19 protein-coding genes are annotated in these 17,533 nt (G+C 48.1%); 7 read left to right on the top strand and 12 right to left on the bottom strand.

Going from position 1 to position 17,533, the window contains the following annotated elements; genetic code table 11:
- Position 1: 1 nt before the first annotated feature.
- The 6 genes from mutM to OC443_RS01075 form a co-directional block, all read right to left on the bottom strand.
- Positions 2 to 811, bottom strand: coding sequence for a bifunctional DNA-formamidopyrimidine glycosylase/DNA-(apurinic or apyrimidinic site) lyase (gene mutM, locus OC443_RS01100; RefSeq protein ID WP_073584722.1), 810 nt, complete (start codon positions 809 to 811; stop codon positions 2 to 4).
- 6 nt (positions 812 to 817) lie between these two features.
- Entirely contained in the window at positions 818 to 1,312 is a 495-nt protein-coding gene (locus tag OC443_RS01095; protein WP_234976427.1) for a hypothetical protein, read from the bottom strand.
- A gap of 123 nt (positions 1,313 to 1,435) precedes the next feature.
- Positions 1,436 to 1,603 (bottom strand): 50S ribosomal protein L33, encoded by a 168-nt coding sequence (gene rpmG, locus OC443_RS01090; protein WP_073584726.1) that lies wholly within the window; start codon positions 1,601 to 1,603, stop codon positions 1,436 to 1,438.
- A gap of 13 nt (positions 1,604 to 1,616) precedes the next feature.
- Positions 1,617 to 1,853, bottom strand: coding sequence for a 50S ribosomal protein L28 (rpmB, locus tag OC443_RS01085; protein WP_073584728.1), 237 nt, complete (start codon positions 1,851 to 1,853; stop codon positions 1,617 to 1,619).
- Between the two features lie 278 nt (positions 1,854 to 2,131).
- Positions 2,132 to 2,806 carry a RadC family protein gene (gene radC, locus OC443_RS01080; protein ID WP_073584730.1) on the bottom strand — a complete coding sequence of 225 codons (675 nt, stop codon included), beginning with the start codon at positions 2,804 to 2,806 and terminating at the stop codon, positions 2,132 to 2,134.
- A 151-nt stretch (positions 2,807 to 2,957) separates the two neighbouring features.
- A complete protein-coding gene (locus OC443_RS01075) occupies positions 2,958 to 4,637 on the bottom strand; it encodes a methyl-accepting chemotaxis protein (protein WP_073584732.1) in 1,680 nt (559 codons plus the stop codon).
- A gap of 197 nt (positions 4,638 to 4,834) precedes the next feature.
- Between OC443_RS01075 and coaBC the strand changes: the two genes are divergently transcribed.
- The 4 genes from coaBC to lpxM all read left to right on the top strand — a co-directional run bounded on the left by coaBC (position 4,835) and on the right by lpxM (position 8,752).
- Entirely contained in the window at positions 4,835 to 6,037 is a 1,203-nt protein-coding gene (gene coaBC / locus OC443_RS01070; protein WP_073584734.1) for a bifunctional phosphopantothenoylcysteine decarboxylase/phosphopantothenate--cysteine ligase CoaBC, read from the top strand.
- Between the two features lie 125 nt (positions 6,038 to 6,162).
- Positions 6,163 to 6,753, top strand: a complete 591-nt coding sequence (slmA, locus tag OC443_RS01065) for a nucleoid occlusion factor SlmA (protein WP_073584736.1) — start codon at positions 6,163 to 6,165, stop codon at positions 6,751 to 6,753.
- A gap of 34 nt (positions 6,754 to 6,787) precedes the next feature.
- Positions 6,788 to 7,735: an LpxL/LpxP family Kdo(2)-lipid IV(A) lauroyl/palmitoleoyl acyltransferase gene (gene lpxL / locus OC443_RS01060; protein WP_073584739.1), complete on the top strand. Its 948-nt coding sequence runs from the start codon at positions 6,788 to 6,790 to the stop codon at positions 7,733 to 7,735.
- Between the two features lie 36 nt (positions 7,736 to 7,771).
- Positions 7,772 to 8,752, top strand: coding sequence for a lauroyl-Kdo(2)-lipid IV(A) myristoyltransferase (lpxM, locus tag OC443_RS01055; protein WP_073584741.1), 981 nt, complete (start codon positions 7,772 to 7,774; stop codon positions 8,750 to 8,752).
- A gap of 80 nt (positions 8,753 to 8,832) precedes the next feature.
- On the opposite strand, the gene pyrE is transcribed toward lpxM, so the two are convergent.
- Complete coding sequence (gene pyrE / locus OC443_RS01050) at positions 8,833 to 9,474, bottom strand: orotate phosphoribosyltransferase (RefSeq protein ID WP_073584743.1); 642 nt, start codon at positions 9,472 to 9,474, stop codon at positions 8,833 to 8,835.
- A gap of 85 nt (positions 9,475 to 9,559) precedes the next feature.
- Positions 9,560 to 10,276 (bottom strand): ribonuclease PH, encoded by a 717-nt coding sequence (rph, locus tag OC443_RS01045; protein WP_073584745.1) that lies wholly within the window; start codon positions 10,274 to 10,276, stop codon positions 9,560 to 9,562.
- Positions 10,277 to 10,419: 143 nt separating this feature from the next.
- Between rph and OC443_RS01040 the strand changes: the two genes are divergently transcribed.
- Positions 10,420 to 11,286, top strand: coding sequence for a YicC/YloC family endoribonuclease (locus OC443_RS01040; protein ID WP_073584747.1), 867 nt, complete (start codon positions 10,420 to 10,422; stop codon positions 11,284 to 11,286).
- A 93-nt stretch (positions 11,287 to 11,379) separates the two neighbouring features.
- Here the strand turns inward: OC443_RS01040 and OC443_RS01035 are convergent, their stop codons facing one another.
- Both OC443_RS01035 and OC443_RS01030 read right to left on the bottom strand, forming a co-directional pair.
- Complete coding sequence (locus tag OC443_RS01035) at positions 11,380 to 12,384, bottom strand: YecA family protein (RefSeq protein ID WP_073584749.1); 1,005 nt, start codon at positions 12,382 to 12,384, stop codon at positions 11,380 to 11,382.
- A gap of 328 nt (positions 12,385 to 12,712) precedes the next feature.
- Positions 12,713 to 14,026 carry a CitMHS family transporter gene (locus OC443_RS01030; RefSeq protein WP_073584751.1) on the bottom strand — a complete coding sequence of 438 codons (1,314 nt, stop codon included), beginning with the start codon at positions 14,024 to 14,026 and terminating at the stop codon, positions 12,713 to 12,715.
- A 222-nt stretch (positions 14,027 to 14,248) separates the two neighbouring features.
- Here OC443_RS01030 and OC443_RS01025 point away from each other — a divergent pair, with 222 nt between their 5' ends.
- A complete protein-coding gene (locus OC443_RS01025; RefSeq protein WP_073584753.1) occupies positions 14,249 to 15,409 on the top strand; it encodes a glycerate kinase in 1,161 nt (386 codons plus the stop codon).
- Between the two features lie 166 nt (positions 15,410 to 15,575).
- On the opposite strand, the gene OC443_RS01020 is transcribed toward OC443_RS01025, so the two are convergent.
- Positions 15,576 to 16,427: an SDR family oxidoreductase gene (locus tag OC443_RS01020; protein ID WP_073584755.1), complete on the bottom strand. Its 852-nt coding sequence runs from the start codon at positions 16,425 to 16,427 to the stop codon at positions 15,576 to 15,578.
- A 98-nt stretch (positions 16,428 to 16,525) separates the two neighbouring features.
- Between OC443_RS01020 and OC443_RS01015 the strand changes: the two genes are divergently transcribed.
- Positions 16,526 to 16,963 (top strand): winged helix-turn-helix transcriptional regulator, encoded by a 438-nt coding sequence (locus OC443_RS01015; protein WP_143169374.1) that lies wholly within the window; start codon positions 16,526 to 16,528, stop codon positions 16,961 to 16,963.
- Positions 16,964 to 17,064: 101 nt separating this feature from the next.
- Here the strand turns inward: OC443_RS01015 and OC443_RS01010 are convergent, their stop codons facing one another.
- Positions 17,065 to 17,529, bottom strand: a complete 465-nt coding sequence (locus tag OC443_RS01010; protein WP_073584757.1) for a DMT family transporter — start codon at positions 17,527 to 17,529, stop codon at positions 17,065 to 17,067.
- Positions 17,530 to 17,533 lie beyond the last annotated feature (4 nt).

Raw genomic sequence — 17,533 nt, 5'->3', positions numbered from 1 at the left:
ATTAACGCTGACATACAGAGCAAAAGAAGGTGTTTCGCTGGCCGATCTTTTGCTCTTGTATCAAAGCGCCGCATACCGGGCATGGTTCTCCTGCTTTTCCGTATACCTGCAATTCCTGAGCAAAATAACCCGGTTTTCCGTCAGCCTGCGAAAAGTCTTTTAACGTCGTACCACCCTGCTGTATCGAACGGGTAAGCACATGTTTGATAGTATCAACCAATCTTTCCCATTCTTCCGGATTCAAATCTGATGTCTGCCGGGAAGGAGAAATACCAGCCATAAACAAAGACTCGCTGGCATAAATATTCCCGACACCAACCACAATCTTGTTATCCATAATAAACTGCTTTACCGCCACACGTTTACCCGCAGCTTTTTCAACGATATATGCGGGAGAAAAGGCATCTTCCAGCGGTTCAGGGCCAAGGTGTTGTAACACCGCATGCTCCTGCCCGGTTTCACACCATAACCAGGCTCCGAAGCGGCGCGGATCGTTATAACGCAACACTTTGCCATTGCACAAATACAGATCCACATGATCATGTTTTTCAGGCGCAGATGGGGCATCAAGCACTCTCAGCGATCCGGACATGCCAAGGTGAATCAGGACAACACCTTTGTCCGTCTCCAACAGTAAATACTTAGCCCGCCGGGTAATCTTCCTGATCACCTGACCTTCGATGTTTTTCAGTTCAAATGGAATATCCCATCGCAGTTTTGGAGTTCTCACTGCAATTGATTTTACTTTTTCGCCCACAAGATGAGGGCTGATCCCCATCCTGCTGACTTCGACTTCCGGCAATTCTGGCATGCTGACTTACTTCTCTGTTGTTTTTTCCACATACTGAGGGAATAAATAATCAGAAGCAACACTGACAGCGATCCACTGACCCTGCCAGTTTTTCAGTAACCAGAATTTCGGTAAACGGTAGAGTGTGACCCGTTGCGGCTCTTCCTGCTCTTCATACCAGATTTCAATCGTCTCTGGCCGCTTCAGGTTCGGGGACAACGACTGATAGGTTTTAGCGTCAACTGAGGTTCCTGCCAGCTTTTGCCATCGCTGTACCAGTTCAGTCAAAGAAACAGGAAATGAAACGGTTGAGACCCAGTGACTATCTTCACGATTTAAAGACCAGTCTTCGGTATTGATCGCTGTCACTGTGTATTCAGGGTGAAAAAGGACCGGATAGCCTTCATTTTCAGGGGTAATCAGATAAGTCTTAATCGCAGTAGGCAAGTTCAGAATGACAATGAATGCAATCACCAACAGAATCAGAATATTATTCCAGCGACGCCCTCTGTATTTCATCATATCCCCCTGAAGTCACAACTGGTTATTATCATTTACTCAATCTAATTCATGTTAAATGTAATCCAATAAAAAACCCAGCATAAAGCTGGGTTTTTTATTTCTGTCACAAAGAATAAAAATTAATTACTTAATTTTAGCTTCTTTGTAGATAACGTGCTGGCGAACAACTGGATCATATTTTTTGATCTCAAATTTACCAGGCATGTTACGCTTGTTTTTATCTGTAGTGTAAAAATGGCCAGTACCTGCAGAAGATACCAGACGGATTTTTTCACGAATGCCTTTAGCCATTGTCTAATTCCTCTTAAACGTTTTCGCCACGTGCACGGATATCAGAAAGAACGGCATCAATACCCTTCTTATCAATGATACGCATACCCTTCGGTGTCAGGCGTAATTTAACAAAACGTTTTTCGCTCTCTACCCAGAAACGATGAGTTTGTAGGTTCGGCAGAAAACGGCGCTTAGTAGCATTTCGTGCGTGTGAACGGTTGTTACCCGTTACAGGACGCTTACCAGTTACTTGGCATACTCGGGACATGAATGTCTTCTCCAAATCGTTTCAGCTCGATGTCAACCTTGGTGGCCGAACCTCTCTTCTTCAATGAAAATGAGACTTGAGGTTTAAAACCGCTATGGAAAATCCATACAAGGCTATCAAAGGTCGCGCATTATACTAACTTGACGAGCATTGCTCAAGACCCGAACAGATCCTTTTTTACAGATCCTCTGATCTTTTTTTATCGCCGAGCTGATAAGGTTGAATAATTTAGTGGCGGAATAATAGCAGAAATTGCTCATCTCACAACAAAAAACTCATCATATCCAGCCACGTTCCGCAAAAGAGACCACTTCACCATCTCCGACAACAAAATGATCCAGTACCCGGATATCCACCAGATTTAACGCATCCACAATCCGGCGCGTAATATGGCGATCTGACTGACTGGGCTCAGCAACCCCCGAAGGGTGGTTATGCGCCAGTATTAACGCAGCAGAATTATGTTGTAAGGCGCGGGCCACAACTTCCCGGGGATAAACACTGGCCGCATTAATCGTTCCTTCAAACAGCAGCTCTTCATTAATCACCCGGTGCTGATTATCCAGAAACAAAACATAAAAACCTTCTCTGGCCCTGTCCCTGAGTAAACCGGACAAATATAGTTTCGTCATTTGCGGGCTTGTCAGGGCATCTCCGCGCTGCAACGTCTCAGATAAATAACGCTGCATCATTTCCTGTACAGCCTGCAACTGGATATATTTGACTTCTCCTAACCCTTTATGGCGACAAAATTCATTTTTTGTCGCAGATAACAGTGCTCTGAGTGAACCAAAGTCAGTCAGCAACGCATCTGACAGCGTCAGTACATCTGTATCACGGGTGCCGGTACGAAGAAAAATAGCCAGTAGTTCGGCGTCGGTTAATGCCTGAGGACCACGGTTCAGTAATTTCTCCCGCGGTTTTGACTCGTTCGGTAAATATTTAAAACTCATGAGCGGCTCCTTAAGGTCTGTTGCCCCTGGCAGCATCAAGACAGAGACTGGTCACCAAATAAGCCATAAAAAACGAAAAACGGCTCAGGATGCAAGCACGCCCTGAACCGTTTTCAGCTCATCTCAGAACTTTGTGTAACAGTGTTGTTAGTTAAGTTCTGAAATGTCCGACCAAATCTCCCATTTTCTGACCTGATACACTCAACCGGGAACTAATCGATTTGGAATGCTCCAGATTATCACTCAGCTCATTGACGATTTGCTGAATGGTCACCAGATTGCGATTAATATCTTCTGCTACCGCACTTTGCTGCTCAGCGGCCGAAGCTGTCTGAATCCCCATATCATGAATGGTACTGATTGCTTCAGTAATACCACTCAGGCTTTGCTGAATCTGTGCAGATTCCGCTTCTGTTTTCTCACCCTGCTCCCGGCTGACAGCCATACTATCTACAGCCCGGTTCACACCCTGATGTAAAGAATTCAGCATATCACCAATTTCCTGGGTGCTTTGCTGAGTCCGGCTGGCAAGCAGACGAACTTCATCGGCAACCACGGCAAAACCGCGTCCCTGCTCACCGGCCCGTGCCGCTTCAATAGCAGCATTCAGGGCAAGTAAATTAGTCTGTTCGGCAATTTCACCAATCACGTCCAGCACCTGTGTGATTTTTCCGGTTTGATTACTCAAATCAAGAATTGCATCAGATGTATCATTGACCTCTCTCACCAGAATTCCGATGCCTTCAATCGCCAGATTCACTTCTGTCTGCGCATCCGAAATCTGAACATTTGCTGATTCAATCGCATGTGCAGTTGAATTAGTATTGTTCGCAACCTCACGGGCCGTGGCACTCATTTCTGTCACTGCAGTCACAACCTTCTCGGTTTCCTGGCAGTGATCATGCATTTGTTGATTCGAGCGGGATGTCTGCTGATCGAGATCCGAAGAAGCTGTCTCTATTTCCATTTCGGCCTCACGTATCTCATTGATTAAAGGATGCAGCTTATCCATAAACCGGTTAAATGCCTGAGCAAGCTGGCCAACTTCATCCTGACTTTCCACAGGCAGCCGTGCGGTCAGGTCACCCCCTCCGGCAGCAACATCCTGAAGCGACACAACAGCATGCTGTAATGGCTTCACACCTCTGGAAACCAAAATACTGACAATCACAATCGTCAGGATTAATCCCAGTAAAGACAGCCCGATGACGGACCAGGTCTGAGCATAAATATGTCGCTCCCGCTCCGATTTATGCTTCGCCAGCTGAGTATCAATATCATCGATATATATCCCGGTTCCCAGAACCCAGTCCCATTTAGACAAATACTCAGCGTAACCAAGTTTGGGCGCCTGAGCGTTTATCGAAGGTTTATTCCATGAAAAATAGAGATAACCATCGCCCGACTGCGAAGACTTAATCAGCCCGGCAATCACAGGCACACCATTTTTATCTTTCAGGTTATAAAGGTTCTTCCCTTCCAGTGCCGGTTTAATTGCATGAAGCGTATTGACTCCCTGCGAATCATAAGCAAAGAAATATCCATCTTTATCAAAACGCATTGCTTTCAGGATTTGCTTCGCCCGCGCTTTATTTTCTCCATGTTGATCACTGTCATAAAGCGATTTAACCGCCGTCACCCCCATCATGACATGAGACTTTAATTCACTTTTACGAATTTCAACTAACTCTTTCCTGTATTGCTTCAGCTCCTGATCCAGTGTCTGCATTCCATTCCAGTAATATAGCAAGGTGATTAGTGCAGTAATCACTACCAAGGGTAAAACAGTTATTAACAGAAGTTTGGTCCGGCATCTGAGAGAACTAAACATAGGTATCCTTAATTTATTCTCATTATTTTATTAGACTCTATGTTGCATAAAATGTAATAAATATCTGTGAATAGAACAGAAGTTTACAGACAGGCAATTGAGTAAGTACTCTATGCGGTTTCATATATTTGACACAGCTCTGACATCTCATAGTTGTTGTGCTAGCATAACGTGCAGATTTTTTTGAGGTATTTATCATGCAAACATTGTCAGGAAAAAACATTTTACTTGGCATCAGTGGCGGCATTGCAGCCTATAAATGCGCGGAATTAACCCGTCGTCTGATTGAACACGGCGCTCATGTCAGAGTTGTCATGACCGAAGCCGCTCAGGAATTTATCACACCGCTGACCATGCAGGCCGTCTCCGGTCAACCCGTTGCTTCCAGCTTATTCGATCCCGCAGCAGAAGCTTCAATGGGTCACATCGAACTGGCGAAATGGGCTGATTTGGTTTTGCTGGCCCCGGCAACAGCGGACTTGATTGCCCGGGTTGCCGCCGGCATGGGAAATGACCTGCTCAGTACTTTGGTCCTTGCCACAGATTCACCGGTTGCACTGGCACCTGCGATGAATCAGCAAATGTACAGAAATACTGCGACTCAGGAAAATCTGGCCACCCTGAAAACCCGTGGTTTCACAATCTGGGGACCGGCAGCCGGCGAACAGGCTTGTGGTGATACAGGTCCGGGAAGAATGCTGGAACCAATGGCACTGGTTCATGAATGTGAAGCCTTTTTCGGGGATGAAACACTTACCTGCAAACGGGTTCTGATCACAGCGGGTCCCACCCGGGAAGCCATCGACCCGGTCAGATACCTGACTAATCACAGCTCAGGGAAAATGGGATTTGCACTGGCAGAAGCCGCTGCGCGCTCCGGAGCTGAAGTGACATTAATTGCCGGGCCGGTGAATCAGCCAACCCCTGCTGGTGTTATCCGAATCAATGTTGAAAGTGCGGAACAAATGCATCAGGCCGTTATGGAAACCGCCCCATCACACGATATTTTTATCGGCTGTGCCGCCGTTGCTGATTACCGTCCCGAACAGATTGCAGAACAAAAAATAAAGAAAACCGCTGAAAATGACGCCCTGACCATCAGAATGGTGAAGAATCCGGATATTATCGCGTCCGTGGCATCACTGAATCAAAACCGCCCGTTTACAGTCGGCTTTGCTGCTGAAACTCAGGATGTTGCCACCTATGCCCGCAATAAACTGACAGCCAAAAATCTGGATATGATCTGTGCCAATGATGTTTCTCTCAGTGATCAGGGATTCAACAGCGATCAGAATGCATTACATGTTTTCTGGGCCGGAGGCGAGAAACTGCTCCCAAGAACATCAAAATCACAACTGGCACATGAGTTAATCTCACTCATCAGTGAAAAGATCGTTTAATATATTGTTTATCGTTTCCATGAGAAACGGCTTTGTGTAATGTTGACAAGATGCGTCCCTGATTGCCGGTGTTGCTGTTTTCCAATTTACGCCGGTGAAGAGACAGTTATTCAAAGGATAGAGGAATGACCGGAACAAAAAGAAGTAACCGACGTGAAGAAATTCTTCAGGCTCTGGCCCAAATGCTTGAATCCCATGATGGCACCTCCCGGATTACCACCGCAAAACTTGCGAAACAGGTCGGTGTTTCTGAGGCGGCACTCTATCGTCATTTCCCCAGTAAAGCCCGGATGTTTGAAGGCTTGATTGAGTTCATCGAAGAAACACTGATGTCACGGATCAATCTGATTCTGGATGAAGAAAAAGACACACTGAACCGGGTACGCACCGTCATGCAACTCATCCTGACGTTTTCCGAAAAAAATCCCGGACTCAGCCGTATTTTATCAGGCCATGCACTCATGTTTGAAAATGAGCGCCTGCGTGAGCGCATCAATCAATTGTATGAGCGTATTGAAACTTCTTTACGTCAAATCCTCAGAGAGCGTAAAATCCGCGAAGGAAAAACGTTTCCCGTAGAAGAAAATGTCCTGGCAGCACAGTTGCTGGGGCAGGTAGAAGGCAGCCTGAACCGCTTTGTCCGGTCAGATTTTAAATACCAACCGACAGAAAACTTCGACGCCTACTGGGCACTGCTCAGCGAGCAAATACAGTAGCTCGGGTTAGTCGTTATACAACCCAGATTTTTTTATGAGTAAATATATAGTGAGCAAACCAGCGTTTACGCTCAGCCTGTTGCATCCCAAATATTGGGGCGTCTGGCTGATGTTTGGCCTGCTGGCTTTGCTGGTCAATGTACTGCCGTACACGTTAATTCTGAAAACCGGGCGTGCACTTGGTGCTTTTTCAAAACGATTTGCTAAAAAAAGAGTTCATATTGCCACCCGCAACTTTGAACTGGCTTTTCCGGAAAAGTCTCAGGAAGCAATCAAGCAGTTGGTTGATGAAAACCTGAAAAATACCGGAGCCGCACTGGTGGAAACCGGCATCGCATGGTTCTGGCCGACCTGGCGGCTGAAACGTATTGTCGTCGGAAAAGACATTCAGATACTTTTAGATCATGATAAAAATGGTAAAGGCGTTCTGTTTTGCTGTGTTCATGCACTGAATCTGGAAATTACAGCACGTGGCATTGCTGTGCTGGGCTTACCCGGCTATGGCGTTTACCGGCCCCACAAAAATCCGGCCTATGAGTTTATTCAGTATCGCGGCAGAACCCGGAACGGTAACAAACTCATTTATCGCCGCGACTTAAAACGGATGATCAAGATTCTGCGTCAGGGACACCGTTTGTTCTACCTGCCGGATCAGGATTACGGCCACAACAAATCTGTATTCGTACCATTTTTCGCAGTTGAAGATGCCTGCACCACAACCGGCACCAGCATTCTGGCTTATACCAGCCATTGTGCGATTGTTCCGGGCTCCGGGTTCCGGAATGCAGACGGAAAATATGACATCATCGCCAACCAGTCGGTTGAGAAACATTATCCTCAAAAAGATGAAGTTGCCGCAGCCGCATACATGAACCAATATATAGAAGCCATCATTATGAGAGCACCAGAACAGTGGATGTGGATTCATAAACGGTTTAAATCCAATCCGGATTCATCGCTCAATCACCAAAGATATCTTTAACATATTTTTCAATATAAGACACAAGGCCAGCTTTACATGAGTTCGACCACTCCGCCAGATCAGCATTCATCCCCTAAAAACAGTGTTACTGCCGCATTGTACAATCCGGTTTTTCGCTGGTCTTTTCTGCATCCCAGACACTGGGGTATGTGGCTGGGCATTGTCTTTGCAGCAATCTTTGCCTTCATTCCACCACGTTGGCGGGATGCACTGGGCCGGAAAATTTCCGTTCTGATCGTCAACCGGAATGGCAGAGTGATCCGCCGGGCCCGAACCAATTTAGCCTACTGTTTTCCGGAAAAAACTGACGAAGAACGGGAAGACATTCTGCGGAATGCTTTTGCAACTGCTTCACAATACATGTTGGGTTATTCAGAATTTCTGGTTCGCTCAACCCGGCATAATCAAAACCGTGGCGTCATTATCGGTGAAGAAAATCTGATTCCGCTGCTTGATCAGGGAGAAAAAGTCATCATTCTCGCGCCCCATGCCTGGGCTGTCGATTACCCGGCAGTGATGCTGGCAGCCCGAGGCTACAAAGTCACCACCATCATGAAACCACAGAAAAACCCGATCGGTGACTGGCTGATGCATGTACAGAGAATGCAGTATGGCGGTCGGATATTTGCCAGAAGTGCAGGCGTCAAACCTTTTGTCCGCTCGATTAAGGATGGCTACTTAGGCTACTGGCTCCCTGATGAAGATCATGGTCCGGCTAACTCCGTCTTTGTACCGTTTTTCGGCACCGAGAAAGCCACACTCAAAGGGTTTGGTAAGATGGCACGGCTGTCTAAAGCCAAAGTCATCCCGGTGCTTCCGGCTTATAACGATCAAACATCACGCTATGAAGTTTATATTCTGCCCGCGCTGGAAAACTTCCCGACCGGCGATGAAGAGCAGGATGCCAGAGCGATGAATCAGGCGATTGAAGATTTGGTCACCGCGCATCCGGAGCAATATATGTGGAATTTACCGCTGCTGCAGACACAGCGGGACGGCAGTAAAATTTACAGCTAGTCCATCATCAGGACTGACCTTCACGACAAAACAAGGGCATGCATGCCCTTGTTTCATTTCACCTTATCCGGTCTGAAAAATCAGATACCATACTGCTCACGGTATGCTTTTACCGCAGCCAGATTTTCCTGACTATCGCCTTTTTCTTCCAGATAAGTAATCAGGTCTGACAGGCTGACAATTGAAATCACAGAACAGCCAAAATCGCGTTCCACTTCCTGAATCGCAGACAATTCGCCTTTACCCTTTTCCTGACGGTCAATCGCAACCAGCACACCAGCCAGTTGAGCGCCATTGTTCTGAATAATTTCCATCGACTCACGAATCGCCGTTCCGGCAGTAATCACATCATCCACCAGCATGATCCGGCCTTCCAGCGCACTCCCAACCAGATTGCCGCCTTCACCATGATCCTTGGCTTCTTTGCGGTTAAAACAGTAAAGCGTATCGACGTCATGGTGATCCGCCAGAGCAACTGCGGTTGTCGTCGCAATCGGAATCCCTTTATAAGCCGGGCCAAACAGCACATCATATTCAATCCCGGCGTCAACCAGTGCTGAGGCATAGAAAAGTCCCAGACGGGCTAAATCCCGGCCGGTATTAAACAAACCTGCATTGAAAAAATAAGGACTTTTACGCCCTGACTTCAGGGTAAACTCACCAAATTTCAGAACATCTCTTTCCAAGGCAAACTCAATAAATTCACGCTGGTATGTTTTCATCAATTTCTCTCTCTTCTGTTCATCTGTCTTCTGTCCAATCTGTATAAAAAAATAGCCCCTGAATCAGGAGCTATCCAAAATCTGATTAATCGGTCAACGCGGCCTTCTGCGCGGTGACAATCTCCTGAATCCCTTTCTGCGCGACCGCTAACAGATCCAGCAACTGCTCATGAGAAAACGGTTCACCTTCCGCAGTTCCCTGAACTTCAATCATCTTCCCTGCTTCGGTCATCACCACATTCATGTCTGTGTCTGCGGCAGAGTCTTCCACATATTCCAGATCGCACAAGACATCTTCACCCAGAAGACCCACAGAAACCGCAGCGACATGGCCTTTCATCGGGCTGGCTTTCAGCTTACCGCTTTCCACGATAGACTGAAATGCATCTGCCATTGCCACACTGGCGCCGGTAATCGATGCAGTACGAGTGCCGCCATCGGCCTGAATCACATCACAATCAACTGTGATCATCATCTCACCCATCGCTTCCAGATCAACCACTGCTCTCAGGCTGCGGGCAATCAGGCGCTGAATTTCCATCGTCCGGCCACCCTGCTTACCGCTGGCGGCTTCACGGCGAGTCCGGGAATGTGTTGCCCGTGGCAACATCCCATATTCTGCCGTCACCCAGCCTTTACCCTGACCTTTCAGCCAGCGTGGTACATTTTCTTCCACAGTGGCATTACATAACACTTTCGTGTTACCAAATTCGACGAGCACAGAACCTTCTGCATATGCTGTATAATGACGGGTAATTTTGATCGGGCGAACCTGATCAGCGGCACGATTGTTCGGGCGCATAGATCTTCTACCTTTGCTGGATGAGTTCAATAATTGGCCGCCGATTATAACGGAAATCCCCGCGCCTTCCTAGCAGGCTGACCAAGTACAAACCGGGGGATTTGTGATAACATGTCCCATCCTCAAGACTTAAGGACAAATTGATGATTTACAGTATGACCGCGTATGCACGCAAAGAAATTAAAGCAGAGTGGGGCACCGCCGTATGGGAAATCCGCTCTGTGAATCAGCGTTATCTCGAAACCTATTTTCGTATGCCTGAACAGTTTCGCGGTCTGGAACCTGTTCTGCGCGAGCGCTTTCGTAAAAAATTAGCGCGCGGCAAGGTTGAATGTCATTTGAGGTTTGAAGCCAGCGCAGCAGCGACCAACGAATTAATCATCAATGAGGCTCTGGCACAACAGGTGATTGAAGCGGCCAATCAAATCATGCATATGACCGGCGAACTCAGCCGGGTGAATCCGTTTCAGGTGATGCAATGGCCAGGCGTGATGGAGACACCGGAACAGGACATGGACCAAATCACCAAAGCCTTGCTGGATGAGTTCGATGTTGCACTGGACGAGTTTATTGAAACCCGCTCCCGTGAAGGGGAAAACATGAAAGCCCTGATTGAGCAGCGTCTGGATACCATTACCGGAGAAGTCACCAAAGTCCGGGCCCGCATGCCGGAAATTCTCGAATGGCAACGTGAACGCCTGTACACCAAGTTTGAGGAAGCTAAAGTCGAGCTTGAGCCTACCAGAATTGAGCAGGAACTGATTCTGATGGCGCAAAAATCAGACGTTGCTGAAGAACTGGACCGGCTGGATTCTCACGTCAAAGAAACCCGGAATATTCTGAAAAAAGGTGGCGCCTGCGGCCGTCGTCTCGACTTCATGATGCAGGAGTTCAACCGTGAATCCAACACACTGGCTTCCAAATCAATCAGCGCCGACATCACCGCCTCCGGTGTTGAACTGAAAGTCCTGATTGAGCAAATGCGGGAACAGATCCAGAATATCGAATAGGTTCCCGGGTAGAAAGTTACCCGTCCGGGAATGTCTTAAAGCCCTGTATTACCTTGTGAAGAGCATTGAAAATACAGGGCTTTCATTTTTAACTTATACGCCAGTATTAAACTGGAAAGTGTGTTTTAGCAGCGGCTGTATCTGTACTATCCGCGGCAGATATTCTCCGTGATTAAAACGTTTGGGATCCATCGTGACGAACCCCCAAAACTGCAAAAAGCGCTCAATAAAACGCGATTCGATCATGACACTGAGTAATCGGGTTGGCGTGTGGTAGTCATCTGGTCCCACTTGCCGTAATAAATCAGGAAATGCAATCACAACCTCATCAATTAACCGCTCAACACTGGCATGAATTTGCAAACGCCACAGCATAAACAGCCAGAAGGTACGTAAATCCACATCTTGCTCAAAGAAGTCTAAGTAGCCCCAGTTATACTGGCTGACAGCAGCTTCCAGCATAGGCTTGAAAAAGGCATGTAACCCCTGACTCTGATACTGTTTTTGTGCGGTTTTTTTGACATGGTAGCGACCACTCCGGCGATAAATAATACCCGCAATTTCAGCCAGAACCCGGGCATAGTGCAAGGCATTGAATTTATCTTCATTGCTGCCGGCAAATTCACTGATACTCACTTCGGTTTCGTATTGAGCAACAGCAAACTCAGGCAATATATCACTGGCTTGTTTGACTAATCTGGCCGGTAAATTCCCTTTACTGGTTGCTTTAAACGAACCCTCATTTTGCATCGCTTCATCTAAAATGATGTCTAAATAACGCATCACCGGGCTAACAGACAGGTCATCCGGCGTGCTGATGGTAACCAAAGATAATTCTTTAAACGGGGCATATAACCAGTTCGACATTTGAGTTGACGAAAGACCACAAAAATCATCGATGGGACGTTGATTGCGCTCATGCATTCTGCTTTGGGTAATGACATTGAGTTCATCCAGCGTCAGATTAGGATTCATCGCAATGATCTGTTCGACATCATCAAACATTTCAGCGTGCTGTTTTGACACACTATTCATACAGCAACGTTTGTACTTTTTACCACTACCACACGGGCAGGGATCATTTCGTCCGGGTTTCATGTTTGATGACTCAATCCTGTTTTATTGAAACAGCTTCTTTATTTAAACAACGACTATACCCAAGCAACCTGAAGATGCATGATTCAGCGTGCAGCCGAAAGGGGCAGTTCAAGGAAAGGGAATGCAGGAATGTACCCACATTTCAAATTCTCTTGACGCAGAAATGTGCCTTTCAGCTCACGCCCTGCGGGTGAGTTTGTCAGGCTCTGATACGGTGTTACTGATTTTCAACGTAGAATAACTATGTCTTCAAATCAGTGCCTTGTCTCAGAGCCTGACAAATCTCACTGAAACCTGCATCTTCAAGTTGTTTGGGTATACACATCCATCAAAACATACCAATCATCCAGGCAAAAGCAAACATAATCAGGGCCACGGTCCACAGACCGAAAAAGCTGTAACGAATGTGATCTTTCAACTCAATATTTGTCAAACCGATGCCAAGATAGGTGGCAGGCACCAGCGGGCTAATCAGCAATGACAGGTTCTTTCCGACGGTCATGGCTATCGCCATAGTCAGGCCGGTAATACCATAGTTCTCACCCACTTTGATGGCCAGCGGCAGCAAACCATAGAAATAAGAATCCGTGCCCAACATTGTGCCCAGCGGCAACGCGATAATCCCCATCAGAATATGCAGGAACTGTGCGATGGGACCGGGAATCACTTCCAGCAGAGGCACCGTCATCGCTTCCAGCATACCGCTTTTGCCCAGAATACCAACCATAATACCGGCCGCCAGCATCACCGAAGCCACATCAAGGGCAGCAGGCGCATGAGCCTTCATCCGGCGTTTTTGCTCCTGCACATCCGGATAATTCACCAGCAGTGCTGCACACACGCCGATCATAAAAGTAAAATAGGTCGGGAAAATATTCGCCAGCAGCACACCCAGCAGAATCGCGGTAATTCCCAGGTTCACCCAGGTCCGGTCATAGCGTTTCAGCTTCATCGCTGCTTCGTTTTTCTCTTCAACCTCAAGGTCACCGCTGGCTTCATTCACCACCAGATCAATGCGACCGGCATGATGATATTTTTTCTCCCGGATCGCCATCACAACAGCCAGCCCGAAAGTGGCAAAAATCCCCATGATTTGCAGCGGAATCATATGTCGCCATAATGTCGTTGGGTCGGTGCCCAACACCACAGCAGCCCGGGCAACCGGCCCGCCCCAGGGCAGCAGGTTCATCACGCCCATTCCGCAGCCAACAATCAGCAGGAGCAAATGCGGCCGGATATTCAGCTTTTTATATACCGGCAGCATCGCCGGTACCGTGACTAAAACCGTCGTCACAGTCGCGCCATCCAGATGAGAAAAAATACCGATCACCGCGGTCGCCACAGCCACAGCAACTACATTGGTGCCGGCCTTTGAAACCAGCTTATTCACCAGGCCATCAAACATCCCGGCATCGGACATGATGCCGAAAAAAGTCACCGAGAAGATAAACAACACGGCCATTTTGCTGGTTTTTTTAATGCCGAACTGAATAAAAGAAACCACCTCTTCAACGGAAAATCCGGCAAGAAAAGCAGCCAGTACAGGGACGGTAATAAAGACCACCACCGGAATGGTGCGTCCTTTAAACAGGAAATACATGATCGTCGCCAGCATCAAGAATCCTGAAACTGCCATTAACATAATTCTCTCCTATGTCATGTAGGTTTTTGTTTTGCTTCATCATCCCGGATATTTTCAATGGCGGCGCTCTTTGGTGTTGTGAGTCGCCTCTAACTAAACTCACATTTATATAGAATCTATGATTTTTATGTAATTAATGGCATAAAATCTGACAAATCCCTGCATACTGCATCTTCAGGTTGTTTGTATATACTGTCTCTTCACCTTCATCCGGAGAACGCTATGAAAATCGTCATCGCCCCAGACTCTTTTAAAGAAAGTCTCAGCGCACAACAGGTGTGTGAATCGGTTCGGACCGGCATGGCCCGAGTCTGGCCGGCGGCTGAATTTATCTGTGTGCCGGTAGCAGATGGCGGAGAAGGCACGGTACAGGCGCTGGTTGATGCGACACAAGGCCAGCGGATTGAAACGCAGGTGACCGGTCCGCTGGGCGATCCGGTGCAAGCTTTTTATGGCCTGCTGGGCGATTTGCCGGGTGATGAGCAAACCGCCGTCATCGAGATGGCGCAGGCCAGTGGTTTGCATTGGGTGCCGCCGGAACAACGCGACCCGAAACTCACCACCAGCTATGGCACCGGACAACTGATTCTGCATGCGCTGAATCATCACGCCAGGCGCCTGATTATCGGCCTCGGCGGCAGTGCGACCAACGACGGCGGCGCCGGTATGCTGGCCGCGCTGGGCGTGCGCTTTTTCAATGATGACAAAGAAATCACCCGCCCGGCAGGTCAGGATCTGGTCACCCTGACTCACATTGACATCTCCGGCCTTGATCCCCGGCTGCAATCCTGTGAAATTCAAATCGCCTGCGATGTAGACAATCCCCTGTGTGGTGAATACGGCGCAAGCACAATATTTGGTCCGCAAAAAGGAGCATCCGAAGCGGATGTCCGTCTGCTGGAGAATGGATTGCTGAAGTTCGGCCGCTTAACGGAAGAGATGACAGGAAAGATGGTAATCAATACGCCAGGCAGCGGTGCCGCAGGCGGTATGGGAGCAGCACTCACCGGATATACCAATGCCACCCTGAAACCGGGAGTTGAGATTGTCACCACAACCGTCCGGCTGGCAGAACATCTGGCAGATGCTGATTTGGTCATCACCGGCGAAGGGCGCATCGACCATCAAACCGTTCACGGTAAAACACCGGCTGGCGTCGCAGCTATCGCCAAACAGCAACACCTGCCGGTTATTGCACTGGCCGGTTGCCTCGGTGAAGGCTATCAGGCGGTTTATGAATGTGGGATTGATGCCATATTTACCATCTTACCCGGTGCAATGGCTCTGCCTCAGGCTCTGGCAACCGCGGCAGACAACCTGACTGACACTGCGGAAAATGTCGCCCGCCTGTGGCAGCTCGCAAATAGCAAATCCCGGTTTTGAATGACTCACAATATAAAATAACGAGATAAAAAATGGCTTTTATCATCCCTGCTGGGGAAACAGGGATGATAAAAGCCAAAGGATCCAAAACAGAATGATATCTGAATCAGATCCGGAGCGGACTCTCTTATGATGACCGCTCCGATCTCTGAATTTTTGCAGCGGATTAAAGCGCCGCTTTAATCGCATCTTTCACTGAAGTCGTACCATGACCAATCAGTGTTGATAAGGTTTTGCTGTCATCAAACAGGGCACCTTGTGAAGCACCCACATCGGAATTCGCCAGCACTTGTGCAAACCCTTCCGGCAGGCCAATCCCTGTCAGTACTTTTACATATTCCTGTTCAGGCAGCTCCTGATAAGCCACAGGTTTACCGGACACTTCCGCAACCGCAGCAGCATATTCAGCCAGTGTGACGGCTTCATCACCTGCCAGTTCATAAGTTTTCCCGGCATGGCCTTCCGTTGTAACAACCACAGCAGCAGCTTCGGCATAATCTGCACGGCTCGCCATCGCATATTTTCCGTCACCGGCACAACCCAGAACGGCACCATGCTCAACCGCCATCCCCGCAGAGGCGGTATAGTTTTCCAGATACCAGCTGTTACGCAGCAATACATGCGGAATGCCGGAGGCAGCCAGAGCAGCTTCTGTCACTTTATGCTCTTCCGCCAGCAACATCGGTGAAGAATCTGCTTTCAGCAGGCTGGTATAAGCCAGCAGTTCAACACCCGCTTCTTTCGCAGCATCAATCACATTCTGGTGCTGAGGCGCACGCTGTCCGACTTCACTCGAAGAAACAAGGATAACTTTTTTAACCCCTTCAAAAGCAGCTTTCAGAGAGGCAGGCTCGGTATAATCTGCTTTGCGAACCACCACACCGGCACTGGCTAAATCCAGTACTTTTTCCGGCGAGCGCACAGCCGCAACGATCTGATCTGCGGCGACGCCTTTGTCCTGTAAAGCCTGAATAATCAAACGGCCCAGCTGGCCTGAAGCACCTGTCACTAAATACATCACTTTCTCCTCAGTTGTTCTGTTCATTGTTTGGCTAATGTTTAAAACCATAGTAGACTTACCACTAACTAAATGTAAGTACTAACCAAAAAGTAAGTATGGAAATAAATAAAAAAACTGAGACAAAGAATCAGATTCATATGCTGATGGAAATGGGCGGTGCCAATGTACTCGCACCGGAATGTCCTTCCCGCGAGGTACTTCGCCACATCAGTGGTCGCTGGGGCGCGCTGGTATTCTGGGCGCTGCGGGACGGCGAAAAACACCGCTTCAGTGATATCCGCCGGACCATCCGGGGCATCAGTGAAAAAATGCTGTCACAAACCCTGCAGCATCTGGAATATGATGGATTTGTTGAACGAACAGTTCACCCGGTCGTGCCGCCGCATGTTGAATACCACCTGACGCCTCTGGGGGCTGAATTCGGGTCGCGGGTCGCAGACTTGATTACATGGCTGGAAGGGAATTTTATTCAGATTCTGGAAGCACGGGGAAAAGCGGAAGATGCGCCGGACAGAAAAAATGTCGCCAAATAATATACCCAAACAACCTGAAGATGCAGGGTTCAGGTTGCTTGGGTATATCTGCCCGCCTGAACCGGACAACCTCCCGGCCAGAGCATCATTGCTGAATCAAACTATTTATCAAACCAGCGGTGGCCGAATGTAAACAGAATCAGGCCACACATCATCAGGCCCATTCCGGCAAATTTCCACCAGTGCGCCGGCCTGACCGACATCTGTATTAAACCAAAATGGTCAATTGCCATTCCGGTCACCAGCTGGCCCACAATAAACAGGAACATGGTATTTGCCACGCCCAGTTTTTGCGCCAGCAACACAGAAGTGAAGACAATACCGGCACCAATCGCACCACCCAGCCAGCGCCATAAAGGCTGCTGACCCAAACTGGTCGTCACCTGTTGCCAGTCAGACAGCAAGCCTGCAATCACCGCCAGACACAATGAACCGACAAGAAATGAAATCAGGGCAGCCACTACCGGCTGATCACCGATCCCGCTGCTTAACCGGCTGTTTACCGCAGCCTGTACGGACATACCTGCTCCGGCAAGCAGAGCAATAACCAGATAGATTATATTCATGATT

Source organism: Vibrio quintilis (assembly GCF_024529975.1).
GTDB lineage: Bacteria > Pseudomonadota > Gammaproteobacteria > Enterobacterales > Vibrionaceae > Vibrio > Vibrio quintilis.
The sequence above is the reverse complement of the archived record's forward strand: the minus strand, read 5'-3'. Positions and strand labels throughout refer to the sequence as shown.